Consider the following 22,463-nt stretch of genomic DNA (forward strand, 5'->3'; position numbering starts at 1 on the left):
AAACTGACCAGCACCACATTGCCCGCGTTTCAGGTTGCTTGTTTGCAAGCATCCGGCCCGCGCCACCGCCACCTGACGGCCAAACACGCTGTCATATATTAATACCGCGGCGCGCTCTTTGCTGGCGTCATCAGAGAAATTACGGCGCAACTTCGCCGTTGGATTTATGCGCAACGCCCGCCGCTAACTCTGTCAAAAACGCATCCAGAATACGATTCTCAGGCCCTGCCTTGCGCGATATTGCACCAATAGGACGCGAGAACAGTTCATGGCTGAAATCCAGAAATTCAAGATCATCCTTCAGGTAAGAACGGGATGTCTCGATGGGCATTGTAGAGATTAGATTGGTCGCACCCACGATCTCCAGAACAGATTGAATTGAATCCGTTTCAACCATAATCTGAAGGCGCTCGATCCCCAGTGCAAGCAGCGCACTTTCGGTTTGCTGGCGCAACATGCTGCCGCGAGAATGAGCCACCCAAAGCTGCCCGTCAAAGTCAGCTGCCGTAAGCGCGCTAGACTGCGTCAGCGGATGCCCCCTGCGGCACAGCACCCCGACACGATCATCCGTGAGCGGCAAAAACTGCGTCTCGGCGGCAATATCTGCCAGATTTCGGGGGCCGACGACGATATCAATCTGGCCACGATCCAACATCGACCGCAGCTCATGCACCAGCCCTACCCGCAGGGTGACTTTGCAGTCCGGCCTGTTCTGAATGAAAGCCGATATGCGGGACGTCAAAAATTGCCCTGCTATGATCGGGGGCGCCCCGATCCGCAACTCTCCGACAGCACCTGAAGAGGCAAGTTGTGAGAGCGCGGATGCCTGCTCTTCTGCATCGCGCACAGCAATCCCGTTCTGGGCGAGCTTCAATCCGATCTCGGTTGGCACTGCCCTGCGCGCACTGCGGTCAAAAACAGGCGCACCAATACGCGCTTCGAGGGTTTTGATGTTCCTGCTCAGCGCGGGTTGCGTCAACCCAAGTCGGTCAGCGGCACCTTTGAACGAACCTGTTTCGACAATCATCGACAGTTGCGCGAGATGTCTTGGATCAATTCTCATACCATTTTGTAATGTAAATAGAGCCTGTTTGCATTATTTATTATCATCATTTGATCTTATGTTCTCCCAAACAATCAGTTTGGGAGGACGATATGTTCAACTTTGGTAAATTAGCATTTACGGCCGCGCTATCATTGGCAGTCAGCGTTGCAAGCGGCGCGACAGCGCAGGTTTTCAAGGGCGAAACCGCTGGTGTCGGTGATCCGGTACACACCATGTTTGTGGCTTTTGCCAATCAGGCCGGCAAGGCGGATGTGACTATTCAAGTCAACGCAGGCCAGACCCTGACCAAGTCCATGCTCAAAGGGGCCAAGGGAGATATCGACTTCTTTTCCTCCGTGCCGTCACTGGTCAACCTGATGGCAGGCCAGAAACGCATGTACGAAAACATTGATGATGCGCCAGAACTGTCCAAGAACCTGCGCGCAATCATCGGGTTCAAGGCGGGTGCCTATCATCCGGTCACACTTGCCAGCTCGGGCATCGAAAACTGGGGCGATCTCAAAGGTAAAACGATTTTCACAGGCCCACCCGCGGGTTCCGCTTCGGCAACATCCGAAGCGCTTATCAAGATCATAACTGGCTACGAAGCAGGCACAGACTATAACGCAGTTCGCCTGTCGTGGGGTGAAGGTTATGCTGCATTGGCTGATGGCAAGATCGACATGATGGTCCGCCCCGCCGAGGTTGGCTCTGCCAATATCGAACAGTTCGGCCTGTCTGGCGAATTTCGTGTGCTGTCGATCCCTGCTGACAAGGTTGACAGTGACGCAATGCAATCTCTTTTCGGGCGTCCTGGCCGTGGGATGATAGCGTTTGACGGCAGTGTGTACAAAGGGCAGCTGACCACGGGCGAGATTACCGCACTTGGCTTCACACAGTTCATCGGTACCCACGCAGGGGTGTCGGATGACACAGTCTATGCCGCAACCAAAGCCTTCTGGGAGAATATCGAAGAAGTGCAAGCCACCGCCTTCTTCCTGCGCGAAGTGACCAAGGAAAGTGCCTTCACTTCTGTCAACGTGCCACTGCACCCCGGTGCACTGCGCTACTATGACGAAGCTGGATTTGTTGTGCCGGACGCTTTGCGCAACTGATGCACCTACGCAGGGCGGCAAAATATCCGCCCTGCCCTCGCCCGTCTTTCACCAATTCAGGAGCCGGTCATGACCGAACAAGCCCTCTCGTCCAAAACGAATGCAGTGTTCAGTATGGTATCGGTTCTGGCCTGCGCCGCCCTTGGGGCCATAGCACTTTATACCTCCGGTATGGGGTTGCTGGATGCCAAGCTGCACCGAGCGGGCGGGTTTGCATTGGCTCTGGTTGTCGGTGTCGCAGCTGCGCGGGCAAAACGGGCGCAGTCAGGGCCGCTTCACACAGGCATTGATCTGGCGCTCATTGCGCTTGGTATGTGGTCGATCTGGTCATTTCATTTTGTGCAAAACGAGATGGAGACGGCGCTGTATGATGTCACCAACAAAGATGCTTGGCCCGCTCTGGCGGGACTGGTTGTTTTTCTTGAGTTGACCCGCCGCCTTTGGGGCTGGGGCTTGTTCACCGTGGGTGCGCTCGCCGTACTCTATCTTCTTTTTGGCAAGGACATGCCTGGCATCCTAGAGCATTCAGGCTTTAGCATAAAAGAAGTAGCCGAGGCGCTATGGTATAACACCAATAAAGGGGTGTTCGGCTCCATCACGAATATCGTTCTCAGCACGGTTTTCATCTTCATCATCTTCGGTGCTTTGCTCGAAGGCACAGGCGCGGGCGACACCCTGCTCAAATTCGCCTTCCTTGCCACCCGCCGCACGCGTGGCGGCCCAGCACATGCCGCAATCCTCGCCTCATCGCTTTTCGGCACAATGTCAGGCAGCACTGTCGCCAATATCGTCGGCACCGGCACCTTCACGATCCCCATGATCAAAAAGCGCGGCTTCTCCCCCACCTTCGCAGCGGGGATCGAGGCGACTGCATCTTCGGGCGGCCAGATTATGCCACCTATCATGGGGGCAGCAGCACTTGTGATGGCGGACCTTACGGGTGCGGGTTACCTCAATATTATCATCGCGGCCCTCTTCCCCGCGATGTTTTATTACTTCAGCTTGTTCTGCGCCGTCACCGTCGAGGCACGTCGCCAAGGCATCGAGGTGCAACCGCTCAAAACCGACGACAAGATCACAAAAGTGGATATGATCAACTCCATCCTCTTCGTCGGCCCCATCATCACGGTTATCGCCTCTCTCCTCGCTGGCCTGTCAACCTCTCGCGCAGGGTTCTACGCGGTTGTCGTGCTGCTCGCCCTCTCCGTCATCAACCCCGAAGTCCGCCGTGATCCGATGCGCGTGTGGCGCTCGTTCATTTCGGGCAGCATGTCGGGTGCAACACTGCTGATCGCAATCGCTGCCATCGGTATTCTAGTTGGATCGTTGGACACTACGGGCCTTGGCCTCAAACTTGCCAATGTCATCGCATCCGTGCGCGGCGAAAGCCTGTTTTCGGCCCTGCTTGTGGCAATGATCGGCGCGCTGATCTTGGGCATGGGGATGCCGACGCTTCCCGCTTACCTGATTATCATCCTCGTCATGGGCCCTGCCATTCAGGCGCTCGGCATCTCTATGCTGACCGCGCATATGTTTGTGTTCTATTACGGCGTAGCTTCGTCCCTCACCCCACCAGTCGCTATTGCAGCCTATGCCGCCGCCCCAATCGCAGGATCAAACCCACTTATGACGGCCTTTATGGCTTTCAGACTTGGCATGGCAAAGTTCATCATCCCGTTCATCTTTGCCTTTTACCCGACCATACTGATCGTAGAAGAATTCCATTTGACGACTTTCCTCTGGATCGTCGCACGCACGCTGTTCTGCATCTGGTTGTTCTCCTCTGCCCTCTCGGCATATGACCGAGGCAAACTGACATGGATCGAGGTCATCCTGCGATTTACCGCAGCCTTCGCGATCCTGTTTCTTGATCCGCTTGTCTACGGCCCTGCCATCGTGGCTGGCATGCTGCTGATTGCACGGGACATTCGGCGTGGGGAAACACCACACCAGCACAAGGGAGACGTCGCATGAGCAAGCGACCGAACTTTTTGTTTATCATTACCGACCAGCATCGTGCCGATCATCTGGGCTGTTACGGCAATCCGATTGTGCAGACACCAAACATCGATGGCATCGCAGCCAAAGGCACCCGTTGGGACAAATTCTATGTGGCCAACCCGATCTGCATGCCAAACCGCGCATCAATTATGACAGGTCGCATGTCTTCCCTGCACGGTGCGCGCCACAACGGCATACCGCTTTCGCATGACCACACGACTTTTGTAGAGCTGTTGCGTGACGCAGGCTACAGCACAGGACTTATTGGCAAGTCGCACCTGCAGAGCTTTACCGGCCTGCCAGCCACGAACCAATACGCGCCTGACCCCGCATTGCATACGCCCAGCGAGGGCCTGCGGGATGCTTACAAGCGCAACCGTCATACAGCAGACTATGATCTGGAGGTCGTGCCAAAGTGGAACACGCCCCTGGCCGAGCGTATGGACAACCATTTTTACGGGTTTGACCATGTCGAGATCGCAGCCGATCACGCAGATGCGGCCAGTGGCGACTATCTGCTTTGGGCGCGGGAGAAGAACCCCGACTTTGACAATCTCGTTGGCCCCGAAAACGCCCTCCCCGACAACCGCATCAACGCGCCACAGGCATGGCGCACCGCCGTACCGGAGGAACTGTATTCGACCAGCTGGATAGCCGAGCGTGCAGGCGCATTTCTGCAAGAGCAAGCAAAAGGGGAGGCACCGTTTTTTCTGCAGATGTCCTTCCCCGATCCACACCATCCCTTCACCCCGCCAGGCAAGTACTGGGATATGTACGAGCCCGATAACATCCCCCTTCCACCCAGCTTTGGCAAATCCGAAACGCCCCCCATCAAGGCAATGCGCGAGGCTTTGGAAAAGGGCACTGACCCACGTGACAACCAGAACCCGTTTTATGTGACCGAAGACGAGGCACGCGCCATTATTGCGCTGACCTATGGCTCCATCACCATGATCGACGATGCGATTGGCCGTGTTTTGGCACAGCTTGAGGCCAGTGGCCTTGCCGAGAATACCGTCGTGATATTCACTACGGACCACGGTGATTACATGGGTGATCATGGCCTCATGCTGAAACTCCTGTTGCACTATCAGGGCATCATTCGCGTGCCATTCATCTGGCATGATCCTTGCGCGCCTGCGCAGGGCAAGGTCGACAGTGGCTTGGCTTCCAGCATAGATATTTCCGCAACCATATTGGCGCGTGCGGGTATTCAGGCCTTCAACGGCATTCAAGGGCGCGATCTTTTTGCCAGCGACCCGCCCGAAGCAATCATCGTCGAGGAAGACAGCCAACGTGCCATGACTGGGTTCGAGCGGCCGCAGCGGATCAGAACCGTCGTAACCCAAACCCACCGCATGTCCCTGCGGCAGGCGGAGGACTGGGACGAGCTGTATGACCTGAAGGCAGACCCGCAAGAGCTGCGCAATCTCTATGATGATCCAGCCGCACAAGACGTGCAAAAGGACGTCACAGAGCGCATGTTACGGCGTATGATTGATCTACAGGACCGCGCGCCCCTACCCGCCTATCGGGCCTGATAAGGGCGCGCAGAAGTATTTCAGACGGAGCGGGTGATGCCACCATCAACGCGGATGTTCTGCCCCGTAATGTAGGCACCACCACTAGAGGCAAGGAAAGCAACCACGCTTGCGATCTCGGTTAGGGAGTTGCCATAGCGCCCCATCGGGATAAGCGCACGAAACTCGTCCTTCTCGGGCAAGCTGTCGATGAAACCCGGTAGTACATTGTTCATGCGCACGTTTTCGGCGGCATATTTATCCGCAAACAGCTTGCTAAAGGCAGCAAGCCCTGCGCGCATGACACCCGATGTCGGGAAAACAGCATTCGGTTCAAAGGCTGCAAAGGTCGAGATGTTGATGATCGCGCCGCCGCCCTGTTTGAGCATGATCGGCGTAACCAAACGCGAAGCCCGAACCGCATTGAGGAAATATACCTCCATGCCCTCGTGCCAGTCTTCATCGGTAAGTTCCAGTACAGGCGCGCGCGGGCCATGGCCCGCAGAATTGACCAGCACGTCCACACGCCCCCAGTGATCCATCGCTGCATCCACCAGCTTTTGTATATCAGCCTCGGATTTGTTCGTACCAGTGATACCGACGCCACCCAGCTCTTTCGCCAGGGCCTCACCTTTGCCCGAGGAGGACAATATGCCCACTTTGAACCCGTCTGCGGCCAAGGCACGCGCGCTATCTGCGCCCATGCCGCTGCCGCCTGCTGTGATCAGTGCTACTTTTACGTCAGACATATCTATCTCCCTCAGGTTTTCTTGGTATCGTCGATGATGTTCATCGTGGCCACGCCGCTATTGCCCAGCTCAACTGCCGCGAACGGCCCACCGTGGCACATGTTACCGGGGTCCTGACTATCCATCGGTGCTGTCTCGGCCAGAATCTGCTCTGCAAATTGCTCAGCGTTGTCCTTGGGACGGTAGCCAAGAAAGCTCGCCTTGGCATTATCTACAGGCACGCGGTCGTTGTTGGAAACGCCGTAAACCACGGAAAATCCCGTTACAGGTGTTTCGATCGAACGCTGTGTCAGCTGGATCAGATCATCATAGGACAACCACGAGCCCAAAGCGCGCGCATTGGTGACCTGCGCACAAGACAGGATCCGCATATGAACGCTCTCAAGGCCGCGCTTGTCCCAATACATAGAGCCGAGGTCTTCGGCAAAACACTTGGCCAATCCGTAGAACGTATCAGGACGGTGGCGGACCTCAGTGTCGATAAATTCGTTTTTCGGATGCATACCGACCGCATGGATTGAGCTGCCATAAACGACCCGCTTTAGACCGTTTTGATATGCCGCCTCCCAGATGTTATAAGCCCCGACAAAGTTCGGGCCGAGCAGCTTTTCAAATGGACCTTCGTCCGCATAAGCACCCATATGGACAACCATATCTGCACCTTCCAGCACGCGCATCATGTCATCGAGGCTTGCCAAATCGCCCTTGGCATATGTCTCCCCTGCATAAAGCGTACCGATTTCATTGACGATATCCGTCGAGACCAGTTCATCACACATTTGCGAGAGAGGTTCGCGCAGGTAAGAGCCGAGCCGGCCCGCAGCGCCCGTAAGTACAAGTTTTTTCATCGGTTTGGACCTTTATGCCAAAGTGAGTTTTTGGATCGCAGCGTCCAGCCGGTCCATCGCTGTGGATAAAACCTCTGTGGACGCCGCAGTTGAGATACGAAAGAAGGGCGACAGCTCATAAGCACTACCTGGAACAGCAGCGATACCCGCCTCACGCAGGATATAGGCTGTGACTTCGGCATCATCGCTGAGTGTCTCACCGTTCGGGGTCACAGCCCCAATCAACGCAGAACATCCGATGAGGCCATAGAAGGCCCCCCCGGGCGGATCGAGTGTAAGCCCCTCAATCTGTGCGATCCGATCCACCACCAGATTGCGACGTTCTTCAAACGCCGCGCAAAAGCGGCGTACATCGTCCTGCGGGCCATTCAACGCAGCGGCGGCCGCAGCTTGAGCTATCGCACACGCGCCAGATGAAATCTGGCTTTGCACCTTGGTCATCGCCGCAATCAGGGGCTGGGGTCCAGCACCATACCCAATCCGCCAGCCCGTCATCGCATAGGCTTTTGACACGCCATTCACCGTCAGCGTGCGGTCCTTGAGGTCAGGACAGGCTGCTGCGAACGACAAGAATGTGCGCCCGTCAAACAGGATATGCTCATAAATTTCATCCGACAGGATCAGCACATGAGGGTGGCGTGCCAGCACTTTGCCAAGCGCGCGCAAATCGTCATCCGAAAAGACAGCACCAGCAGGGTTCGACGGCAGGTTCAGTATGATCCAACGCGTCCTGGGCGTGATTGCCGCCTCAAGTGCATCTGGTTGCAGGCGAAAGCCGTCACTGGCCGGACAAGGCAAGGTAACAGGCGTGCCGCCCAAAATCAGCACAATATCTTTATACTGACCGAAGTAAGGCGCACAAAGCAGCACCTCGTCACCCTGCTCCAACGTGGCCATCATCGCATTGAACAGCACTTGCTTTGCACCATTCGACACGATCACTTCGTTAGGGGCGTAGGTCAGGTTATTGTCGCGGGCGAGTTTATCCACGATGGCCTGCTTTAGCGCCACAGTGCCATCTGTCGGCGGATAGCGTGTTTCGCCGTTCAATGCGGCTCGATGTGCTGCCTCGATGATATGCCTGGGCGTGTCAAAATCGGGCTCACCAAGCCCAAGGTCAATCACATCTTCCCCCGCCGCTTTTGCCGCCTTGGCCGCTTGCGACACCCAAGCCGAAGCTGAGGGTTTTACTTGCGCCAGCCGAGATGCGGCAAACTTCATTTCAATGCGCCTTTGACAGCAGCAAGAGCTGCATCAGACGCTTTGGCAAGAAGGGACGTATCCGCAGCACAAGCCACAAATGTGAAGCCCTCGTTCAGCAATTCAGCCGCAAACGCAGTGTCCATTACCAGCGTTCCAACGGGCATACCCTTGGCGATCAAAGCCTGTGCTGCTGGTTTTATCAGCGCCCAGACATCCGCGTGCATCGGCTGTCCAACAAGGCCGATATCAGCTGCAATATCCGCTGGACCAAAGAAAATACCGCTTACACCATCGACTGCGCCAATCTCTTCGGCCTGCGCAACAGCTGCCGCTGTTTCAAGTTGGAGGATGATCGTTGTCTCATCCTCGACACGCGCGACATAATCAGTGACGCGCCCAAACTTCGTCGCACGCGTGCCACCAGACACGCCGCGAATTCCGTGGGGTGGATAGCGTGTTGAGGCGACGGCTTTCTCAGCCTCTTCGACGTTTTGGATCATCGGGAACAACAGGCCGGGAACGCCAAGATCAAGCAGACGTTTCACGATTACCGGATTATTCCACTCGGGGCGCACGATGGCGGTTGTGTCCGTCGCGGCAAACGCCTGCAACTGGCCAAGCACACTGAAATAATCGTTTGGCGAATGTTCCATATCCACCAACGCCCAGTCGTATCCCGCAGGTGCCGTTACCTCGGCGGCAAAGGGGCTGGAGAGCGAGACCCAAAGACCGATCTGCTTTTGCTTGTCAGCAATTGCTTTTGTGAAGGCGTTTGAGGCCAGTTTCATCAGATAATCGCCTTTTCGATGATTGGTTTGTTCAGCTCGATCCGTTCAAAGTTGAAGGGCCGCATGTCTAGCGTTCGGTAAGCTCCATGCACCATGATCTCGGCCGTGCCGCGCCCCATCGCGGGCGATTGCTGCAAGCCGTGACCAGAGAACCCGTTGAGGAAAAAGAAGTTCTCAACAGTCGTGTGCGGCCCCATAATCGCGTTGTGATCAAAGGTGTTATAGGCATAGTGGCCGCCCCATTCAGACTGCACTTTGATCGCCTCGAACTGCGGGATGCGCGTGGCGAGAATGGGCCAGACATGTTCTTCCCAGATTGAATGATCCATCTGGAAATCATCGTAGTCCACGGCTGGATCAATCGCGGAGTGGCCCCCGCATTGATAAGTGCCGCCGCCGTTTTCGCGCACGTGAACACCTGACGGATCAATCGTCAGGGGCAGGTCGCGGTCCAGCGGTGTTTCCGCCGCAAATATCCATGAGTAACGCTTGCGCGGCTCAACCGGCACGGTAACCCCCGCCATCTTGGCCGTCTCGATTGCGCGCGGACCAGAAGCGTTGAGCACCTGACCACAGGCTATCACCTCACCTGATTTGAGCGTGACACTTTCCACCCGCGTGCCTGAAGCGTTTTTGGTCATCGCGACCACTTCGTTCTGCACGTACTCCACACCGCGCTCCCGCGCGGATTTGCGCCACCAGTCAAAGACCGCTGTGGCGTCCCAGAACCCTTCGTCCACCAGATTGATCGAGCCAAGCACAATGTCATCGACATTATAAAACGGATAGGCCACTTTGATCTGCTCGGGCGTCATCAGCTGTGTCGCCGCACCTGCCGCGATCTGTGTTGCATGGCTTTCGCGCAAAACGTCAGCAAAGTCATTATTATCGGCCAGATACATATAGCCGAAGTTCTGGATTTTCAGATCGGGCACGCGGTCGTCGTTTCCCATGTACCGCGGCAGGTTTTTGACGAAATCCGCAGCAAACTGCGAAATACGGACATTTAGCTCGCTTGAGAACTGCTGCCGCATGCAAGAATTGGTGTGCATGGTCGAAGAATGCTCATAGCTGGTGTCTTTCTCGATGACCAAGACAGAACCATCGAAATCCTTGTCATCCGACAAAAACCACGCAGCCGAGGCTCCCATTATCGCCCCGCCCACGATGACAACATCATAGCTGGTCTTTTGCGGTGTTTGTGTGTGTCCCGACATTACGAAACCTCCCCTTTTGCAACAGCGTCCTGCACTGCTTTGATGTCATCCGCCGCAAGTCCGTAGTCACGCGCCGCAGTCTCGGCCGAGATGTATCCCCGCGCCAGATCGCGCAGCACCAGATCGCGGGATCGCTCGGCGGGATCGCCGTAGCCAGCCCCCCCGGGGAAGGCCATGACAACGCGGCGCCCGTGCGGCACGAATTGCTTGCCCTTGCCGTTCATGGCGCTGCCATCGTCTTGGGCAATAGTGGTGCGCGCACCTGCCATCCCCCCGCGCCGCCCCCGTGCGGGATGATCCACACGGTCAAACATCGCTTGGATGTCAAACTCATGCCCTTCCATGGCGCCTACTTCCATATACTGTCCCAGACCGCCGCGCGTCTTGCCCGCACCGCCACTGTCGGGGCGCAGCTCTTTACGCCAGATGATGACGGGGCCTGCATGCTCCGTCGCCTCAATCGGCATGGTCATCACACCTGAGGGAAAGGCCGTTGCGTTCAGCCCGTCAAACGCGGGCCGCGCACCTGATCCACCAGAATTGAATGTCAGCACTTCGGAGCGCCGCGCATCTGCGGGTGCAGGCGCATCGGTGCGCGGGCGCAGCGAAACTTGGAAGTTGCACAGGCAGCCTGCCCCTTCGGCAGGCACCAGACCAGGCACGATTTTATCGAATGCGGCATAGACCGTATCCGGCACAAAATGTCCGACGATATGGCGCAGCGCCACCGGAGCAGGATGGACGGCATTCACGATAGAATTGACCGGAGCTGCAATCTCGAAGGGCGCAAGCGAGGCAGCGTTGTTGGGAATTTCGGGCGCAATGGCGACTTTGAGCGCATAACATGCGTAGGCCTTGGCATAGACAAGCGGGCAATTGATGCCCTTTTTATCCAGCCCCGAGGACCCCGTGAAATCGGACACGATCCGGTCCTCATGAACCGTTACTTTTACCTTCAAGGTGATGGGTTTGTCGAACCCGTCCACCGTCATCTCGCCATCCGCAGACATGCGGGGAAGTGCGGCAATTGCCTCAATCGTGGCACGGCGGGAATTATCGAGGATAAAGTCTGCGATGCCATCAAGATCGTCGAGGTCGAACTCGGTCATCATCTCGATCAGGCGGCGGTGGCCAATCTCGTTACAAGTTGCCAGCGCGTAGATGTCCCCGATCAACTGGTCCGGCTCGCGCACATTGCCGCGAATGATCCGCGTCAGTGTCTCGTCCACCTCACCCTTATCGGCGAACTTCATGATCGGGATTTGCAGACCTTCTTCGTAAATGCTGTGCGCATCCGCGCCAAAGCCGCGCCCGCCAATGTCCACGATATGCGCGGTACAGGCGAAAAAGCCGACCAGCGCGCCCTTGTGAAACGATGGCGTGACCATGGTAATGTCGTGCAGGTGGCCTGTGCCCTCCCACGGATCATTGGTGATATAGACATCACCTTCACAGATATTCGCCCGCCCGATGTGCCGGATGAAATGCGCCACGGCATCGGCCATCGCATTCACATGACCAGGCGTGCCCGTCACCGCCTGCGCCAGCATGTTGCCTTGCGTGTCGTAGACACCCGCTGACAAATCACCCGCCTCGCGCACCGAGGTGGAGAATGCTGTGCGCACAAGCGCTTGCGCCTGTTCTTCCACAACCGAGATCAAGCGGTTCCACATGACCTGATAGGCGACTTTTGAATGTGTCTGTGCCATTATGCTGCTCCCTTCCCTGTCATCACCACGTCTATGCAGCCATCAGGCTGTCGGATCGCATCGCGGCTTGCGGGGACAATGATTGTGGTCTCGTCTTCGGTTACAGCCGCAGGACCCTGCACGCGCTGACCCGTTTGCATCAAAGTGCGGTCAATAACATCCGCCTCCAGATACTTACCCGCCGCCGCATCAAAGACAGACCGCTGGCCTTGGCGCACTGCCTTGGCCTCGCCCCGTGTGACCTCAACCCGCGCAACATTCTCGGATGGGGTGGTCGCATTCACAGACCAAACGGTGATCTCGACATCCATACCTACGACGGTGCGGCCAAACAGCTTGGTATATTCCTCTTCAAACCGCGCTTGGAACGTTGCCGCGTCCGGATTCATCGCTTGGTCTTGGGTCAGCTCAATCGGGATTTCCCAGCCCTGCCCTGAATACCGCATGTACACTTTGAACTCGGACAATATTTCCGCGTTCTCGTCACAGGTGCGCACAAAACCCGTCGCCTCTGCCTGAAGGTCCGTCAGCAGCGTGCGAATGACATCCGGCGCGAAATCGCTGAGCTTCATATAGACAGAGCGGTTCGCCTCAAAGCTATAAGGCGCACGCAGAAAACCGATGGCTGATCCAACCCCCGCCCCCGGTGGCACGATCAAGCGGTCCACGCCCAGCTTTTCGCATAATCGCCCTGCATGGAGGGGCGCCGCCCCCCCAAAGGCGATCATGGTATATTCCGACAGGTCCTCACCATTCTCGACCGCATGAACACGCGCCGCGTTTGCCATATTTTCGTCTACCACTTCGGCCACACCAAAGGCTGCCTCGACCGCATCCATATCAAGGGTATCGCCCACATGCGCAGCAAGTGCCGCTTGCGATTGATCCGCGTGAAGCTGGATTGATCCCCCTGCAAAATTATCCGCATCGAGCTTGCCTAGAACAAGGTCCGCATCCGTCACCGCAGGGCGCTCTCCTCCGCGCCCGTAGCACGCAGGCCCCGGCTCGGACCCCGCACTTTCAGGCCCCACACGGATCTGGCGCATGCTGTCCACATGAGCCAGAGAGCCACCTCCCGCACCAATCTCGACCATATCAATCACAGGGATCGAGATCGGCATGCCCGACCCTTTTTTGAAGCGGTAGGTCCGCGCCACTTCAAAAACGCGGCTGGTTTTGGGTGTCTGGTTCTTGATCAGGCAAATCTTGGCCGTGGTGCCGCCCATGTCAAAACTCAGCACTTTGTCGATGCCGTAGCGCGCCGCGATATGAGCCGCAAAGACTGCGCCCCCCGCTGGGCCGGATTCGACCAGACGCACAGGAAAATCTGCCGCGTTCTGGATCGAGATGATGCCTCCGCCAGAGTGCATCAGAAACACCCGACACTGGACGCCTTCGCCCTTCAATCGCTCTTCAAGCCGTCCCAGATAGGACGCCATCAACGGTTTAATATAGGCGTTTGCTACGACCGTGTTGAACCGCTCATACTCACGCATCTGGGGTGACACCTCGGATGAGATCGATACCGCCACATCAGGCAGCCGCTCTGCCAGCACCTCGCGCACCATCTGCTCATGCGCTGGGTTCAGATAAGAATGGATCAGACCCACAGCGACGCTTTGAAAACCGCCTGCTGCAATCTGATCGGCCACCGCCTCTATTTCGGCACGGTCCAGATCAATCATCACCTCGCCCTTGGCGTTCACGCGCTCATTTACAGTAAAGCGGAACTGACGCGGCAGAAGTGGTTCGGGCAGGGTCAGGTTCAGATCATATTGCTCGAACCGCGACTCGGTCCGCATTTCGATCACATCGCGGAACCCTTGCGTGGTGATCAGCGCTGTCTTGGCCCCGCGCCGCTCGATCAGCGCATTTGTGGCCAGTGTTGTACCATGAATGATTTGCCCGATCTGATCTGGGGTAACACCAGCCTTGGCGCAGACCTGATGCATCCCGTCAATAATCGCGTTTTCAGGCCCGGCATATGTGGTGAGGACTTTGGTCGAAAAAACCTCACCCTCTTTTTCGAGGACCACGTCCGTGAATGTGCCGCCAATATCCGCACCAAGCCGGATCGAAGAAGTCTGCATTCTAGATGTTCCTTTTAGATTGCACGCCACAGGACAGCAAAGCAGGTTTGCTGCCTCCCTTGGGCGCCAGCTTACGACCCCCAAACGAGAACTAAAAATTCTTATTATTTCTAGGGGTGGTTACTTTTCATTATCTATTTCTTGCGCTGCGATCCGGCTGGCGATCCCCGCCGCATGGCGCACAAAGCGTGGCACGCGGGCATCGTCGTAACGCGCGAAGACTTCTAACGCGCTTGGGTGCCAATCGGCAGCAAGCTCGACCAAGCGGCCCTTCGCCACTTCGGGTGCCACAATCTGGCGCGGCAACAGCGCGATGCCCATGCCATCCACCGCCATCGGCACACAAGTCGCCAGACTGTTAGAATGAACAATCTGATCCTTGGGAAGGTTATGCGCCTGAGCATAATCCGCAAGCTCCCGCGACGCTTTTGAATGTTTCGCATGGGTCAAAATTGAATGACCAAACATTTGCGCCAACCCCGGCTCCACCCCGATGCGCTGCGCAACATCGGGTGTGGCGACCCAGACATACGGGTATGAGCCCAACGCAAGCCCACCTTCCAACTTGGTCGAGAAAGGCGCGGTCTGAACAGCCAGATCAAGCTGCCCGCCTGCAAGACTGCGATCAATTTCACGCGACAAGTCAACTTGCAGCTCAACACTGACCGACGGGTAGGCCTCTTTGAACGCGCGCAAGAAATCATGCAGCCATGTACAGGCAATCAGTTCGGTCACGCCTAGTCGCAGCCGCTCTTTGATAAGGTCCTGACGTTTTGCTTCTTCCAGCAGCGCCTCGCCTGACCAGATCACCTGCCGCGCTGCTACAACCAGCTTCTTGCCCTCCTCCGTCAACCGCACCGATCCCGCGTCGCGGTGCATCAATACGACATCAAGAGAGGCCTCAAGCGATGAAATCCTCGCTGAAACATTTGGTTGCGTCGTCCCGAGTGCCGCCGCTGCTTTGCGAAATGTCCCCGTATCGACAACAAGTACAAAGGCTTCCAGTTGCTTGAGCGTGAATTGACTCTTGATCATATCGACCCCTAGCATAAAGAAAATCTATACTAGAGATGCGCAATAGAACACTAAGTTCAAGCTCTATTTCGATCTACTCCAGTCATTACACTGTCTAAAATGCCCCGCCAAAACACGGTAACCCTTCAGTACTTCGGTCGACACCGCGGCCAGACCGGATATCACTCCAAGGGCCGCACCAGATGCCACCTTGCGGAGAGTAAGTTGTATGAACCTTTGCAAAAGCGCCCCCTCACGCGCGCTGATGAAGGGTTGATTGACGCCGCCCTCCCCTCAACACAAATTTCACACCGGTAAAAAGCACGGCTTTTTCCTTTTCAGGAGCCCGATGACGTATTTGAACCGATTCATGTCCGATCTTGCTGTGACTTTATGGAGGCTGGATGGAATGATCACCGCAAGAGGATAGATGATATGCGCTTTTCGGGACTACGGGTAATCAAGGAAGCTTTGAGCGGCCACAAAGGCTGGACCCCTGCATGGCGTGATCCAGAACCCCAAGCACACTATGATATCATAGTCATCGGTGGCGGCGGTCACGGCCTTGCCACGGCTTACTATCTTGCCAAACAGTTCCAACAGAAGCGTATCGCGGTACTGGAAAAAGGTTGGATCGGTGGCGGGAATGTCGGGCGTAACACAACGATCATACGGTCGAACTATCTTCTCGACGGGAACGAGCCGTTCTACGAGATGTCGCTGAAACTGTGGGAAGGGCTGGAGCAAGACTTCAACTTCAACGCTATGATATCGCAGCGCGGCATCCTCAATCTCATCCACTCCGACGCGCAGCGCGATGCGTTCATCCGGCGTGGCAATGCGATGATTCTGAATGGCGCGGACGCAGAGCTGCTTACAACTGCACAGATAAAAGCGCGCTATCCCTATCTCAATACACAGGACGCACGCTTTCCAATCAAAGGCGGGCTGGCACAACATCGCGGCGGAACTGTACGCCATGATGCAGTCGCTTGGGGTTATGCACGCGGAGCAGATTCCCGCGGTGTCGATATTATCCAGAATTGCGAAGTCACGGGCTTCAGAATTGAAAACGGCAAATGCCTCGGCGTGGAAACCTCACGTGGCTTCATCGGGGCGCAAAAAGTCGGCTGCGCAGTCGCAGGCTCTTCGGGCCGACTGATGGCCAAAGCCGGGATGCGCCTCCCGATCGAAAGCCACGTTCTTCAGGCCTTTGTGTCCGAAGGTCTCAAACCCGTCATGCCCGGAGTTGTGACATTCGGCGCAGGACATTTCTATTGCAGCCAGTCTGACAAAGGCGGGCTGGTGTTCGGCGGTGACCTTGACGGCTATAATTCCTACGCCCAGCGCGGCAACCTGCCCGTGGTCGAGGACGTCTGCGAGGGCGGCATGGCGATTTTTCCGGCCTTTGGCCGCGCGCGGTTGCTGCGTATGTGGGGCGGCATCATGGACATGTCCATGGACGGCTCACCCATCATCGACAAAACCCATACCGACGGGCTCTATTTCAACGGCGGCTGGTGCTACGGCGGGTTCAAGGCCACGCCCGCATCAGGCATGTGCTTTGCCCACTTGCTGGCACGCGACGCCCCCCATCCCAATGCAACCGCTTACCGCTTTGACCGCTTCGAGAAGGGTATGATGATCGACGAAAAAGGCATGGGCAACCAACCCAACCTGCACTGACACGCGCAGCCAGAGCGAAACATACCTTCACCGCTTCTTTATTTTTCCCTTAAACTCAATCCCGTACTCACCGCGAGCACCGACATATGATCATACATCACCCCCTTCTCGGCCCCCGCGACAGCGCAGAATTCACCTATATGGGCGATGCACGTCTAATCGACCGCCCAGATAGCGAAGCCGAGACTGCAGCGCAGGATTTCTTTGAGTATGGCTATCTGCGCGACAACCCTGCCGGTTGGCACGAAGAGCTATGGTTTCACGAGGCGGGCGACAGATCATGGCTCGTCGTGACCCGCAACACAGTCACGCACGAGATTTCAAAGGTAGAGCTTGCCAGAGACGTGGCGCGCGAAAGGGGTCGCAGCAGATGAGCCAGAAAAACAGGCTTCCGGGTGGCCAGATCAATCGGGCCAAAACCCATAAATTTCTTTTTGATGGCAAACACTACACAGGCCATGCCGGCGATACGCTTGCCTCGGCGTTGCTGGCCAATGGTGTGCGGCTTATGGGGCGGTCGTTCAAATATCACCGCCCCCGCGGCCCGCTGACAGCAGGGTCCGAAGAACCCAACGCGCTGGTTGAATTGCGCGGCGGTGCGCGGCAGGAACCCAACACACGCGCCACCACAGCCGAGCTCTTTGACGGGCTGGTCGCCAAAAGCCAGAACAGGCTCGGGTCGCTCAAGTTCGATCTGCTCTCGATCAACGACCGCTTTTCAAATTTTCTGACAGCAGGGTTTTACTACAAAACATTCATGTGGCCCGCTGCCTTCTGGGAGAAGGTATACGAGCCGATCATCCGCAATGCCGCAGGTCTTGGGTCGCTCTCGCTCAAGGATGACCCCGATGTATATGATAAAGGATTTTTGCACTGTGATCTGCTGATTATCGGTGCGGGGCCAGCAGGGCTTGCAGCCGCGCTCACAGCCGCGCGCAGCGGGGCCGATGTTATCATTGCGGATGAGGATTTCCGCATGGGCGGACGTCTGAACAGCGAAACCCATAGTCTGGGAGATGTCGCGGGTAGCGATTGGGCAGCCGCGACCGTAGCCGAACTTGCCACACTTCCGAACGTGCGCATCATGCCGCGCACCACGATTATCGGCGCGTTCGACCACGGGATATTTGGCGCGGTAGAGCGCGTCAGCGACCATCTGCACATACCCGAAGCTGGCAAGCCACGCCAAGTGCTTTGGCGCATCTATACACGGCAGAGCATCCTGACCGCAGGTGCTATCGAGCGTCCCATTGCGTTTGAGAACAACGACCGACCAGGTATCATGCTCGCCTCGGCGCTGCGCACCTATGCGAACCGTTATGCCGTTGCAGCAGACAGGCGCGTTGCGATCTTCACCAACAATGATGACGGACACCGAACAGCAACGGATTTATTGGCCAAAGGGGTCAAAATCGCAGCCGTAGTCGACGTGCGCGCAGATGCACCTCGCAGCCTTGACTACGAGGTGCTGCACGGTGAAGTCATTGATACCAAAGGCCGTCTTGGCCTTACCTTTGCAGAAGTGCGTCTTGCAGACGGCACCGTTCGAACGCTGGAATGTGGCGCCTTGGGCCTGTCAGGCGGATGGAACCCCAATGTACATATGACCTGCCATCAGCGGGGCCGTCCCATGTGGAACGAGGCGCTTGCCGCTTTTGTACCGGGGAAGGCCCTCCCCCCAGGCATGACAGTCGCAGGTGCGGCCAATGGCGATATGTCTACTACGGGGGCCCTGCGCGGTGGTGCGCAGGCCGCCCAAAATGCGCTCGGCCTGAAATCCGCCCTGCCCGATCTGCCGCAGGCCGAGGATGCGCCGGTTAACATCAAACCGTTCTGGTATGTCGAGGGATGCAACCGTGCATGGCTTGACCAGCAAAACGATGTAACAGTCAAAGACGTCAAGCTCAGCCATCAAGAGGGCTTCCGCTCCGTCGAGCACCTCAAACGGTATACCACGCTGGGCATGGCCACAGACCAGGGTAAAACATCGAACATGGGCGGCCTTGCCATCATGGCAGAGCTTGCGGGCAAGACCATCCCCGAAGTGGGAACAACCATCTTCCGCCCCCCCTATACGCCCACGGCAATCGGGGTTTTCGGGGGCCGCGCGCGAGGCCAAGCCTTCCATCCCAAACGCCTCACGCCTTCCCACGCATGGGCCCAAGAACAGGGCGCGGTATTTGTCGAAGTTGGTAACTGGCTGCGCGCCCAGTGGTTTCCACGCGCGGACGAGACAACGTGGCGCGAAAGCGTTGACCGCGAAGTGCTCGCCACGCGAGCCTCTGTTGGCGTCTGCGATGTGACCACATTGGGCAAGGTCGATGTGCAAGGCACCGATGCCGCCACTTTCCTTAATAAAATCTACTGCAACGGTTTTGCGAAACTGGCCGTCGGTAAAACCCGATACGGCCTGATGCTGCGCGAAGACGGGATTGCTATGGACGACGGCACTGCCGCACGGCTCGCCGAAGACCACTTTGTCGTCACCACCACAACCGCCAACGCGCTGCCTGTCTACCGCCATATGGAATTTGTGCGACAATGCCTCTTTCCCGATCTCGATGTGCAGCTGATCTCGACCACCGAAGGCTGGGCGCAGTACGCCGTAGCAGGCCCCAACAGTCGAAAACTGCTGGAAAAGATCGTTGATCAAGACATTTCGAATGACGCATTTCCCTTCATGGCATGCGCCAACATCACCGTCTGCGGCGGGCTGCGCGCGCGACTTTTCCGTATCTCATTTAGTGGCGAACTGGCATTCGAGATCGCCGTGCCGACTGCCTATGGTGATGCACTGATCCGCAAGATCATGGAAGCCGGCGCCGAATATGACGTCACCCCTTACGGCACCGAAGCCCTAGGTGTCATGCGGATCGAGAAGGGTCACGCCGCAGGGAACGAGCTGAACGGGACCACGACTGCACAAAACCTTGGCATGGGCAGAATGGTAAGCAAGGCCAAGGACAGCATCGGGTCAAAACTGTCCGAACGCGAGGGGCTTAACCGTACGGACGATCTGCGGCAGGTTGGCATCAAACCAATTGACCCGAACGACCCTGTGCCCGCTGGCGCGCATCTGATGAATGCAGACGGGCCGGTAGAAGCCGCCCATGATCAGGGTTACGTGACCTCCGCGTGCTATTCTCCCAACCTCGGCCATGCCATCGCACTCGCGTTTGTGAAGGATGGCAGCAACCGTATGGGAGAGCGGATGCGACTAGTCAGCCCCCTCACAGGCGTTGAGGTAGAAGTCGAGATCGTCAGCGCGCATTTCATTGACCCAGAAGGAGAGCGGCTTCGTGCATGATCTTACTCCCGTGACCGCCCTCGGCTTTGCCGAGCCACGCGTTGATCGCTTTGACCGTCTTACCATCACCGAAAATGACGGGCTGGCGCTGGCCTCTGTCGCCGCGCGGATGGGGCGGGAAACAGAATGCCACGCCGTCCTGAAAAATCTGTTGGGCGCTGTCCCACAAGTCGGCAAAGCCGTCTTGCACGACCCCGAGGCAGGTTTCTGGATGGGGCCCGAGCAATGGATGTTGGGCGCACCGCGCGCCACCCATGAACTTCTGGCAGAACAGCTAGGCGCATTGTTCGGCGATGCTGCTTCCGTAACCGAGCAATCAGGCGCATGGGTTTGTTTTGACGTCACAGGCCCCGCGATGCCGGACCTGAGCGAACGTGTTTGCGCCGTACCGATCCGCCGCATGATCGCAGGTGATGCCCAGCGCACAGTTATCCATCACTTGGGCTGCTACGTGCTGCGTAGACAAGCACAAGATCACATCCGTATTCTTGGCCCTCGCGCTTCGGCCGCCTCCTTGCATCATGCATTGATAGAGGCGGCAGAGGCTATCTCGTAAGGCGTGATTGAACCTGATCGAGGTAGACTTACGTGGCCCCCGACAGGGTCTCGATTTATATATCAGATGGTGTGTCACGGCTTCAGGGGTGACAAACACACCAGAACCGCGCGACGTTCAGGCGACGGCGGTTGTCGCGCATGATCCCATAGATGATGAAAACCCTTACAGTTTCCATGACAGGGCGACAGCATGTTCGATTGCGCCGCCCAAAGAGCTGCGCGAGACGCAATAACGCGGCCAAAGCACACCTCTGGCCGCGTTCACGCGCATTTAGCTACCGCTAAGACGATCGGATATGTGCCACCTCAGGCACAGCCCTGCGCGCAATTACTTCCAACCGACCTGATTGAAGATTTTCTGCGCTGTTGGGACGTTTTGCGCCACTTTGCTCAGATCTACAGCATCAGGACGGAACAAACCCAAGGCCGCAACAGACGGGCTGAGCGCCACTCCTGGCACAGCGGGATACTCGTCATTGCCAGCCGAGAAATACTGCTGCGCCTGATCGCTCACAAGATACTCCATAAACCGGATCGCGTTTTCTTTATTGGGTGCATTCAATGCAATGCCGCCACCTGACAAATTCATGTGCGCGCCTTCACCGTTTTGCGCTGGAAACACCCAGCCGATGTTCGCACGCGCGTCTTCTGGCAGACCGCTGACTTCTCTGCGGATAGAACGCGCAAAATAGTAGGTATTCGCAATCGATATATCACACTGGCCCGACACTATCCCGCGCAGCTGGTCGGTGTCACCACCTTCAGGATCGCGGGCAAAGTTATCGACCACGCCTTGCGCCCATGCTGTTGCCGCCTCTTCACCGTGGTTTTCGATCACTGCAGCCAGCAAGGTCTGCGAATACACGTTGGAGGAGGAACGGTGGCAGACCATGCCTTTATAGGCCGGATCAGCCAGCGATACATAATCCTGCGGCGGGTTGGCTACATCATTTTTGTCGTAAAAGATAATCCGCGCACGTTGGCTGAAACCAAACCACTGGTTGTCTGCATCTTGCAGGTTTGCAGGAATGCGCGCCTCCAGGACATCGCTGTCGATAGACTGTAGCACCCCAACGGATTTCGCCCGTTCCAGTCGCGAAGTATCTACCGTCAGCAAGATGTCCGCAGGAGAGTTCGTACCTTCTGCTTGCATGCGGGCAATGAGTTCGTCCGCCTTGCCCTCAATCCGGTTAATCGTGATGCCCGTACTTTCAGTAAAGTCAGAATAAAGCCGTTCATCCGTGTCGTAGTGACGCGATGAATACAGGTTCAGCTCACCTTCGGCCGAAGCCACAACCGGCCCAAGCGCAACCAACGCCGTTGTCATTGAGGCCATCAGATATGTGAAAGAGCGTTTCATAGGATATCCTTGAAAAATTTGTTTACTAAAACAGTCAGACACTATTTTTTCGGCAAGCGCAACTATTCCGACTAAATTAGTCGTGTATTTTTTTGCCTATCTTGGTTTGGTTCAACTACACCGTACTCACATTTGCCAGCGCTTCTTCAAATGCGCGGCGGGTGGATGGACATTGGTAATTATCCGCTAACGCAGCTTGTGTGATCCTACCGCAGACCGGACATGTACAACGCCCGCACCTGTCCCTGACCGC

At 56.7% G+C, this 22,463-nt stretch carries 18 protein-coding genes; 8 read left to right on the plus strand and 10 right to left on the minus strand.

Features of this window, described 5'->3' with window-relative positions:
- Window positions 1-139 precede the first annotated feature (139 nt).
- Window positions 140-1,063, minus strand: a complete 924-nt coding sequence (locus tag Q0903_RS09880) for a LysR family transcriptional regulator (RefSeq protein WP_299414930.1) — start codon at window positions 1,061-1,063, stop codon at window positions 140-142.
- 92 nt (window positions 1,064-1,155) lie between these two features.
- On the opposite strand from Q0903_RS09880, the gene Q0903_RS09885 reads away from it, so the two are divergent.
- The 3 genes from Q0903_RS09885 (at window position 1,156) to Q0903_RS09895 (ending at window position 5,702) form a co-directional block, all read left to right on the plus strand.
- Entirely contained in the window at window positions 1,156-2,160 is a 1,005-nt protein-coding gene (locus Q0903_RS09885; RefSeq protein WP_299029396.1) for a TAXI family TRAP transporter solute-binding subunit, read from the plus strand.
- A gap of 69 nt (window positions 2,161-2,229) precedes the next feature.
- Complete coding sequence (locus tag Q0903_RS09890; RefSeq protein ID WP_299414932.1) at window positions 2,230-4,134, plus strand: TRAP transporter fused permease subunit; 1,905 nt, start codon at window positions 2,230-2,232, stop codon at window positions 4,132-4,134.
- On the plus strand, window positions 4,131-5,702 hold the full coding sequence (locus Q0903_RS09895) for a sulfatase-like hydrolase/transferase (RefSeq protein WP_299414934.1): 1,572 nt from the start codon (window positions 4,131-4,133) through the stop codon (window positions 5,700-5,702). Before Q0903_RS09890 ends, Q0903_RS09895 begins: the two co-directional genes overlap by 4 nt.
- Window positions 5,703-5,722: 20 nt before the next feature.
- Here the strand turns inward: Q0903_RS09895 and Q0903_RS09900 are convergent, their stop codons facing one another.
- The 8 genes from Q0903_RS09900 to Q0903_RS09935 all read right to left on the minus strand — a co-directional run bounded on the left by Q0903_RS09900 (window position 5,723) and on the right by Q0903_RS09935 (window position 15,320).
- The gene (locus Q0903_RS09900; RefSeq protein ID WP_299414936.1) at window positions 5,723-6,430 is read right to left on the minus strand and encodes an SDR family oxidoreductase; all 708 of its coding nucleotides are present in this window, start codon (window positions 6,428-6,430) and stop codon (window positions 5,723-5,725) included.
- Window positions 6,431-6,441: 11 nt separating this feature from the next.
- Window positions 6,442-7,278 (minus strand): NAD(P)-dependent oxidoreductase, encoded by an 837-nt coding sequence (locus Q0903_RS09905; RefSeq protein WP_299414937.1) that lies wholly within the window; start codon window positions 7,276-7,278, stop codon window positions 6,442-6,444.
- Between the two features lie 12 nt (window positions 7,279-7,290).
- Window positions 7,291-8,499, minus strand: coding sequence for a pyridoxal phosphate-dependent aminotransferase (locus tag Q0903_RS09910; RefSeq protein WP_299414938.1), 1,209 nt, complete (start codon window positions 8,497-8,499; stop codon window positions 7,291-7,293).
- Window positions 8,496-9,269, minus strand: a complete 774-nt coding sequence (locus Q0903_RS09915) for an aldolase/citrate lyase family protein (protein WP_299414939.1) — start codon at window positions 9,267-9,269, stop codon at window positions 8,496-8,498. The genes Q0903_RS09910 and Q0903_RS09915 overlap by 4 nt, the downstream gene beginning before the upstream one ends.
- Window positions 9,269-10,486 (minus strand): FAD-binding oxidoreductase, encoded by a 1,218-nt coding sequence (locus Q0903_RS09920; protein WP_299414940.1) that lies wholly within the window; start codon window positions 10,484-10,486, stop codon window positions 9,269-9,271. Before Q0903_RS09920 ends, Q0903_RS09915 begins: the two co-directional genes overlap by 1 nt.
- Window positions 10,486-12,195, minus strand: a complete 1,710-nt coding sequence (locus Q0903_RS09925; protein ID WP_299414942.1) for a hydantoinase B/oxoprolinase family protein — start codon at window positions 12,193-12,195, stop codon at window positions 10,486-10,488. The genes Q0903_RS09920 and Q0903_RS09925 overlap by 1 nt, the downstream gene beginning before the upstream one ends.
- The gene (locus tag Q0903_RS09930) at window positions 12,195-14,285 is read right to left on the minus strand and encodes a hydantoinase/oxoprolinase family protein (protein WP_299414943.1); all 2,091 of its coding nucleotides are present in this window, start codon (window positions 14,283-14,285) and stop codon (window positions 12,195-12,197) included. Before Q0903_RS09930 ends, Q0903_RS09925 begins: the two co-directional genes overlap by 1 nt.
- A gap of 120 nt (window positions 14,286-14,405) precedes the next feature.
- On the minus strand, window positions 14,406-15,320 hold the full coding sequence (locus tag Q0903_RS09935; RefSeq protein ID WP_299414945.1) for a LysR family transcriptional regulator: 915 nt from the start codon (window positions 15,318-15,320) through the stop codon (window positions 14,406-14,408).
- Window positions 15,321-15,734: 414 nt separating this feature from the next.
- On the opposite strand from Q0903_RS09935, the gene Q0903_RS09940 reads away from it, so the two are divergent.
- From Q0903_RS09940 to Q0903_RS09960, 5 genes are all read left to right on the plus strand, one after another.
- Entirely contained in the window at window positions 15,735-16,985 is a 1,251-nt protein-coding gene (locus Q0903_RS09940) for a sarcosine oxidase subunit beta family protein (RefSeq protein ID WP_299414946.1), read from the plus strand.
- An 86-nt stretch (window positions 16,986-17,071) separates the two neighbouring features.
- The gene (locus Q0903_RS09945; protein ID WP_299414948.1) at window positions 17,072-17,359 is read left to right on the plus strand and encodes a sarcosine oxidase subunit delta; all 288 of its coding nucleotides are present in this window, start codon (window positions 17,072-17,074) and stop codon (window positions 17,357-17,359) included.
- Window positions 17,356-20,292 carry a sarcosine oxidase subunit alpha family protein gene (locus Q0903_RS09950; RefSeq protein WP_299414949.1) on the plus strand — a complete coding sequence of 979 codons (2,937 nt, stop codon included), beginning with the start codon at window positions 17,356-17,358 and terminating at the stop codon, window positions 20,290-20,292. The genes Q0903_RS09945 and Q0903_RS09950 overlap by 4 nt, the downstream gene beginning before the upstream one ends.
- Window positions 20,285-20,848 (plus strand): sarcosine oxidase subunit gamma, encoded by a 564-nt coding sequence (locus Q0903_RS09955; RefSeq protein WP_299414951.1) that lies wholly within the window; start codon window positions 20,285-20,287, stop codon window positions 20,846-20,848. Before Q0903_RS09950 ends, Q0903_RS09955 begins: the two co-directional genes overlap by 8 nt.
- Window positions 20,849-20,936: 88 nt before the next feature.
- On the plus strand, window positions 20,937-21,083 hold the full coding sequence (locus Q0903_RS09960; RefSeq protein WP_299414953.1) for a hypothetical protein: 147 nt from the start codon (window positions 20,937-20,939) through the stop codon (window positions 21,081-21,083).
- 95 nt (window positions 21,084-21,178) lie between these two features.
- On the opposite strand, the gene Q0903_RS09965 is transcribed toward Q0903_RS09960, so the two are convergent.
- On the minus strand, window positions 21,179-22,186 hold the full coding sequence (locus tag Q0903_RS09965) for an extracellular solute-binding protein (protein ID WP_299416036.1): 1,008 nt from the start codon (window positions 22,184-22,186) through the stop codon (window positions 21,179-21,181).
- Window positions 22,187-22,463: the final 277 nt, after the last annotated feature.

The organism is uncultured Sulfitobacter sp., from assembly GCF_947502895.1.
In the GTDB taxonomy this organism is placed as follows: domain Bacteria; phylum Pseudomonadota; class Alphaproteobacteria; order Rhodobacterales; family Rhodobacteraceae; genus Sulfitobacter.